Annotated in this window: 10 protein-coding genes and 1 pseudogene; 1 reads left to right on the top strand and 10 read right to left on the bottom strand. The window is 57.7% G+C overall.

Features of this window, described 5'->3' with window-relative positions:
* The 4 genes and pseudogenes from AAIE03_RS24180 to AAIE03_RS24165 form a co-directional block, all read right to left on the bottom strand.
* Window positions 1-318: phage tail protein I (locus tag AAIE03_RS24180; protein WP_498563303.1), on the bottom strand; the 318-nt coding region annotated here is incomplete at its 3' end.
* The gene (locus AAIE03_RS24175; protein WP_498563300.1) at window positions 318-1,232 is read right to left on the bottom strand and encodes a baseplate assembly protein; all 915 of its coding nucleotides are present in this window, start codon (window positions 1,230-1,232) and stop codon (window positions 318-320) included. The genes AAIE03_RS24175 and AAIE03_RS24180, both read right to left, overlap by 1 nt.
* Window positions 1,219-1,572 carry a GPW/gp25 family protein gene (locus AAIE03_RS24170; RefSeq protein ID WP_498563302.1) on the bottom strand — a complete coding sequence of 118 codons (354 nt, stop codon included), beginning with the start codon at window positions 1,570-1,572 and terminating at the stop codon, window positions 1,219-1,221. The genes AAIE03_RS24175 and AAIE03_RS24170 overlap by 14 nt, the downstream gene beginning before the upstream one ends.
* A pseudogene (locus AAIE03_RS24165) lies at window positions 1,572-2,149 on the bottom strand (phage baseplate assembly protein V). The gene AAIE03_RS24170 and the pseudogene AAIE03_RS24165 overlap by 1 nt, the downstream one beginning before the upstream one ends.
* Before the next feature lie 92 nt (window positions 2,150-2,241).
* On the opposite strand from AAIE03_RS24165, the gene AAIE03_RS24160 reads away from it, so the two are divergent.
* Window positions 2,242-2,712 carry a hypothetical protein gene (locus AAIE03_RS24160; protein ID WP_498563299.1) on the top strand — a complete coding sequence of 157 codons (471 nt, stop codon included), beginning with the start codon at window positions 2,242-2,244 and terminating at the stop codon, window positions 2,710-2,712.
* Window positions 2,713-2,719: 7 nt separating this feature from the next.
* Here the strand turns inward: AAIE03_RS24160 and AAIE03_RS24155 are convergent, their stop codons facing one another.
* Genes AAIE03_RS24155 through AAIE03_RS24130 form a run of 6 tightly spaced genes read right to left on the bottom strand, consistent with a single transcriptional unit; the run spans window position 2,720 to window position 4,783 of the window.
* Window positions 2,720-3,166 carry a phage virion morphogenesis protein gene (locus AAIE03_RS24155; protein WP_498563298.1) on the bottom strand — a complete coding sequence of 149 codons (447 nt, stop codon included), beginning with the start codon at window positions 3,164-3,166 and terminating at the stop codon, window positions 2,720-2,722.
* Complete coding sequence (locus AAIE03_RS24150) at window positions 3,159-3,599, bottom strand: phage tail protein (RefSeq protein WP_498563297.1); 441 nt, start codon at window positions 3,597-3,599, stop codon at window positions 3,159-3,161. Before AAIE03_RS24150 ends, AAIE03_RS24155 begins: the two co-directional genes overlap by 8 nt.
* A complete protein-coding gene (gene lysC, locus AAIE03_RS24145; protein ID WP_498563296.1) occupies window positions 3,565-3,807 on the bottom strand; it encodes an Rz1-like lysis system protein LysC in 243 nt (80 codons plus the stop codon). The genes AAIE03_RS24150 and lysC overlap by 35 nt, the downstream gene beginning before the upstream one ends.
* Complete coding sequence (gene lysB / locus AAIE03_RS24140) at window positions 3,695-4,126, bottom strand: Rz-like lysis system protein LysB (RefSeq protein WP_498563295.1); 432 nt, start codon at window positions 4,124-4,126, stop codon at window positions 3,695-3,697. The genes lysC and lysB overlap by 113 nt, the downstream gene beginning before the upstream one ends.
* Complete coding sequence (locus AAIE03_RS24135) at window positions 4,123-4,638, bottom strand: lysozyme (protein ID WP_498563294.1); 516 nt, start codon at window positions 4,636-4,638, stop codon at window positions 4,123-4,125. Before AAIE03_RS24135 ends, lysB begins: the two co-directional genes overlap by 4 nt.
* Window positions 4,619-4,783 carry an HP1 family phage holin gene (locus AAIE03_RS24130; RefSeq protein WP_498563301.1) on the bottom strand — a complete coding sequence of 55 codons (165 nt, stop codon included), beginning with the start codon at window positions 4,781-4,783 and terminating at the stop codon, window positions 4,619-4,621. The genes AAIE03_RS24135 and AAIE03_RS24130 overlap by 20 nt, the downstream gene beginning before the upstream one ends.
* Window positions 4,784-4,787 lie beyond the last annotated feature (4 nt).

Below are 4,787 nucleotides of genomic sequence, written 5' to 3'. Positions count from 1 at the left end.
ACCGGTTTTCCACCACTCCAGCACGCGGATAAGAAACCCGAACGGCTCCACCACGCGACGCACGGCGCTGATGGTGCCCTTGTGCTGATGGATGTAAAACGCATCCATCACCACGCGCCGCTTTACGCTTTCCGCCCAGGCCTCGTCCCAGCGGTCAATCGAGAATGACCAGGCGAGATAAGGCAGAAACCACACCGGACAGGCGGCAGGATTCCACAGGTCGCGCAGCGGGACGTCCAGCCCGCTGATGCCGCTGCACACCTCGGCCAGCCTGCGCTCAAGCGCCGAGGACGCGGGCGGTAACAGGCTCTGGTTCATCATTTGCCTCCGTTATCGCTGGCAACCGTGACCGCCACCGCCGTGCAGTTGCCCGCCTGCGTGCGGTCCAGAATGATGTCCTGCGCCGGTTCGGTGATGTCCACCCAGTCCACGCCCGCCACACGCAGCACCGCGCCGTAAGACTCGCGCCGCACGCTGCGGCCCAGCTTTTTCTGGTCGGCAAGGTAAGCGGTCATTGCGGCCTGCGCCGCCTCCAGACACGGGGCAGCGGCCACGCCGTCAAACAGGTGCAGCGTGGCTTTTACCTGATAATCGAATATCGTTGCGGCCTGCACCGTCACGCGGTCAGCCACCGGGCGCACGGTTTCGGCGTTTAACGCGACGTTCACTGCATTCAGTAAATCGTCCGTTGCCGCCCCGCTGTTTTCGCGGCTCAGCACGGTAATCAGCACTTCCGCCGGTGCCGGACTCGTTGCCGACACGTCGGATACGCGCCCGTCGGCACTTTTGGCGTAAAACTCATACGCCGCCGTCGGCCCGGCCACGCTCAGCCCCTCAAATGCCCCCGGCACGCGCAGGCGTAAATCATCGTCAGACTCCATGACTGCGGCAACGGGCGGCACGGCGTCAGGATTGGCCGGGGTGATGGTCAGGCGCTTGACGTTGTTGTTGGTCGCCAGCTGGTCCAGATCGGTGCCGAGCGCATAGGCCACCATAACCGCCTGCGCCGCCTCGTTGATACGCTGGCGTAAGAGGATTTCGCGGTAGACGTTTTCCTGCAGGCACTTGACCAGCGGATCGGATTCCAGCGCCAGCACGCTGCGCATGGCGGCCTGTTCGTCAGCCGGATACAGTGCAATCAGGTTTTCTTTACGTTCGGCCAGCAGTGTTTCAAAGTCCGGCACCTCAATGACTTCCGGCGCGGGAAGCTGCGATAAATCAATCACTGCCACGGTTTACCCCCGTTGGGATGGTCATTGCCAGCGGCGAGCCGTCGGCTCGCTGTGCGTTTATCTCAACGGCCATTGAGCCGTCATATGCCGTTGTGAAATTCACTGAAATCAGCCGGATGCGCGGCTCCCAGCGGCTCAGTGCGGTATAAGCTGCCGCCATGACCTGCATACGGGTGACGCCGTTCTGCGGCTGGTCGATGAGCGCAGAAAGCATTGAGCCGTATTCACGTCGCGCCAGGCGGCTGCCCTCCGGGGTCAGCAGAATATCGCTGACGCTCTGGCGGATGTGGTCAAGATCGGTCAGGGCTTTGCCGGTGTCGCGGTTCATGCCGAGATACATCACGCCGGGCCTCCTGATGTGTCATTGCCGAACTTAACGCCGCCGTGCTTATGGGTATGCACCACGACGCCGTTAGAACTCATGTCACCGCCGCTCTGTGTGACTGCGCCGTTAATAGCCGCGTCGCTGTTGATTGTTGTCTTGCTGGCATCAACGCCGAAAGCCTCGGTAAGCAGCTGAATACCGTCCGCCGCTTCGATGCGCAGGCTTTTGATGTTCTTTATCAGCAGCTGGCCGGTTGCCGGTTCGTACTGAAAAAACCGCCATCAATAAACTGCGTAGTGCTGCCGTTCTCTGAATAATCCGGCGGCGGGAATGTATCGGAATAGATGGCGGGCAGCGCAAAGGCGGTTTCGAGGTTGCCGCCCATGCTCAGCAGCATGACCTGTTCGCCAACGGTAGGCTGCCACCATGTGCGCGTGTTACCGGCGCGCAGGGTGAGCCAGTTAATCCAGTTGGTTTCGAGGTCGCCCGTTTTCACCCGGCACAGCCAGTTAACCGGATCGACGTCGGACACGGTGCCGGTGCGGATCAGGTTGGTGATGAGGCGCATGATTTCAGTGAGTTGTGTATTCATAACGCTACATTGCAACGGTATAAAAATTCTGACATCAATAATGCGTTGTATGACGACTCATACAAAAGCGACTTAAAAAAAAGGAGATCTAAATGGGGATGGGATTAGGCTTACCAAAAAGATTAGTTATTACAATAGGGGCATTACTTTTGCTAACAACATTCGTTTGGGATAGAACCGAATCCACAGACGAAAGGCAATTAATAAACTATCTGTCAGGCATATTGGCTCTTTCCGTCATACATGGGGCACTTCTTATCAGAATGGGTAAATTTGACGTTTATAAAAATGCTATAAATGCCATTTGGAATATTTATTCAGCATGCGCCTTTCTTTATGGCCTTCACATTACGCTCAACTATACACTTAGCGGGCTAAAGCTCCCTGAAATCAACGTTGAAATGATTAGGTCAGAGAATTCATTATTGTTGCGTTCAATACTTTTCCTTGCCGTTGTCTGTGTCGTCCGCGCCGGATATTCAGTTGCTGAGATATTTAAAATCCCTATTATTGAAACTAGGAAAAAAAGACCTGAATATCAAAAGAGTGACCCCAGTGAATAGGTGATCACTATTTATCAAGCCAACGCAGCATCGACTCACGCACTGTTGTTTCTAACTCGCTATTAACGCCCAGCAATGGGCGCTCAGCGTATTTCACCGTAATGCCCCGTTTGCTCACGCGGTCACGCAGGCCGTAATGGTGAACGCGGGCGAGGCGCTGCACGGCAGGAATGAAAGCCACCTCTGCACTGTCGCCGGTTGCCTTTGTCTTGAGGTACTTTGCGGTTTTCAGCTTCGTAAACATCTTGCGCTTGATACGTCCCGGCTTTGTCCTCGCCGATACGCGTCGCGGTTCCCATGCGCTGCCGTCGGGCGCACGCTGCGCCGTCATGTTAGCCTGCTGAATCCGCCGCACGTCGCGTGCCACCTCGCGCAGCATCCTTTTGCGCTCTGCCGGTTCCAGCCTTGCCAGCAGCGCATCCAGCCAGGCGTCAACCTCGTGCAGATTATCCACGGATTACCGTCCAGGCTTCATCCGTTTCAAAAGGGTTGCCCGGTTCCGGCACGGCTCTGACCTCTGTCACGCCGTTGACTTCCTCGGCGATAACCCGCTCTGTCAGCTTTAAATTAATGCTGATGTCACACGCACCATTGCCGAGAATGTCCACCTCAAACGTGCAAAGCTGCTCACGCTCGTCAGGGTTCTGCAGCGCGTCGGGCTGGTTGGTGCGCAGCCAGTACATCACCGCCGCCATCAGCAGATTCTGATCGCCAGTGAAGTCTGTAATCACCACATTCAGCGTGTAGCGGTATTCCCACGATAGCGAGGCGGCAGCGGTGCCTATCGACGCCCCTTTGTCCACAAACAGGTGAAACCGGTCAGGGTTTTGCTGCAGGTAAGGGATGGCGCTGTTAAGGGCTTCGCGTAAGGACTGCGGCTTGTTCATCGTCTTTTTCCTGGCAGGTTACTATGGTGTCCACCTTGTCGGCGCAGGCCGCCCAGGCGGTTTCGGTTTCGTCCAGCAGGGCCAGCAAGTCGCCGTTAGTGCGCGCTGCCGACGCCCCCAGCTGGCAACGGGTTATTCTGGGACAGCCACTGACGGTAAGATTCACCTCCGGTGAGGGCCGGTCGCTGGCGCAGCCGGATAACAGCATCAGGCAGAGGGGCATCACTCCAGCGGCGAAGGGCGTCATTTTCACGTTTCAGATCCTCAATCTGGCGCTGCCGCTGGCGCAACAGTGCGTTGTTTTTCTCAGCCGCCGCATACAGCTGCGTCTGTGCAAGGTTGCTGCTCTGCGCCATGATGTTGACCGCCATCAGCTGGCTGTTTTTCTGGCTCAGCCTTTTATCCTTAGCGGCCAGCTCTGCCGCCTGCGTGCCGATAGTCCTGTTTGCGCTGTGCAGCTGCCACGACAGCAGCCCGGCAGTCACCAGCAGCACCACAAAGCAGGTCACCACAACGGCGCGCATCATGCTGCGGCCCCTTTCAGGCACCAGCTCAGCTCGCGCCCGCGCCGGTTATCCAGACCCTGATTAAATACGCCTTTCACGTACACCCATCGCGGCAGCTGATAACAGGCATCGCGCCACCGGCTGGCCCTGATGAGTTTCACCATCGTTGATGCGCACACGTTGCCGGTGCCGACGTTAAACGCCAGCGACACCAGCGCGTCATAAACCTGCTGCGGCATGGAAACCGCCACGCAGCGCGCCAGTGCCGCCTCAACGCGTAACACATTGGTGATAAACGCCCCGGCGGCCTGCCGCTCGGTAATGCTTTTGCCAGGCACAACGCCCTGTATGTTGCCGATCCCGTCGGTCCACACGCCCGCATCGCACAGGTAAGGTTTCAGGCGGCAGCCCTCATAATCAGCAATCAGTTTCAGCCCCTCAACCGAGGTGTGCAGCTGCTGAAAGCCCGGCAGTGTGGCGGCGATGGCCAGTACAGCGCCGACGGCGCAGCGTTTAACGGTTTGCAGATTCATAGTCCTCCCGCGTGATGCGTCCGCTTGCCAGCAGCTGGTAGGTTTTGTGCTTGTAATACCAGCTGATTAGGGCCATGCCGATGCCGATAATCAGCCCGGCCCACGTTGAAACGTCCTTAACCGAAAGGTCGCCCAGCCAGGCCATAAAC

This window comes from Pantoea sp. Ae19-2 (assembly GCF_059801205.1).
The sequence above is the reverse complement of the archived record's forward strand: the minus strand, read 5'-3'. Positions and strand labels throughout refer to the sequence as shown.

Bases quoted from the DNA above. Each gene is read 5' to 3' on its own strand.
- lysC (WP_498563296.1), bottom strand. From the start codon at position 3,807: ATGCTGTTATCCGGCTGCGCCAGCGACCGGCCCTCACCGGAGGTGAAT.
- AAIE03_RS24160 (WP_498563299.1), top strand. From the start codon at position 2,242: ATGGGGATGGGATTAGGCTTACCAAAAAGATTAGTTATTACAATAGGG.
- AAIE03_RS24135 (WP_498563294.1), bottom strand. From the start codon at position 4,638: ATGAATCTGCAAACCGTTAAACGCTGCGCCGTCGGCGCTGTACTGGCC.
- lysB (WP_498563295.1), bottom strand. From the start codon at position 4,126: ATGATGCGCGCCGTTGTGGTGACCTGCTTTGTGGTGCTGCTGGTGACT.
- AAIE03_RS24130 (WP_498563301.1), bottom strand. From the start codon at position 4,783: ATGGCCTGGCTGGGCGACCTTTCGGTTAAGGACGTTTCAACGTGGGCC.
- AAIE03_RS24150 (WP_498563297.1), bottom strand. From the start codon at position 3,599: ATGAACAAGCCGCAGTCCTTACGCGAAGCCCTTAACAGCGCCATCCCT.
- AAIE03_RS24170 (WP_498563302.1), bottom strand. From the start codon at position 1,572: ATGTATCTCGGCATGAACCGCGACACCGGCAAAGCCCTGACCGATCTT.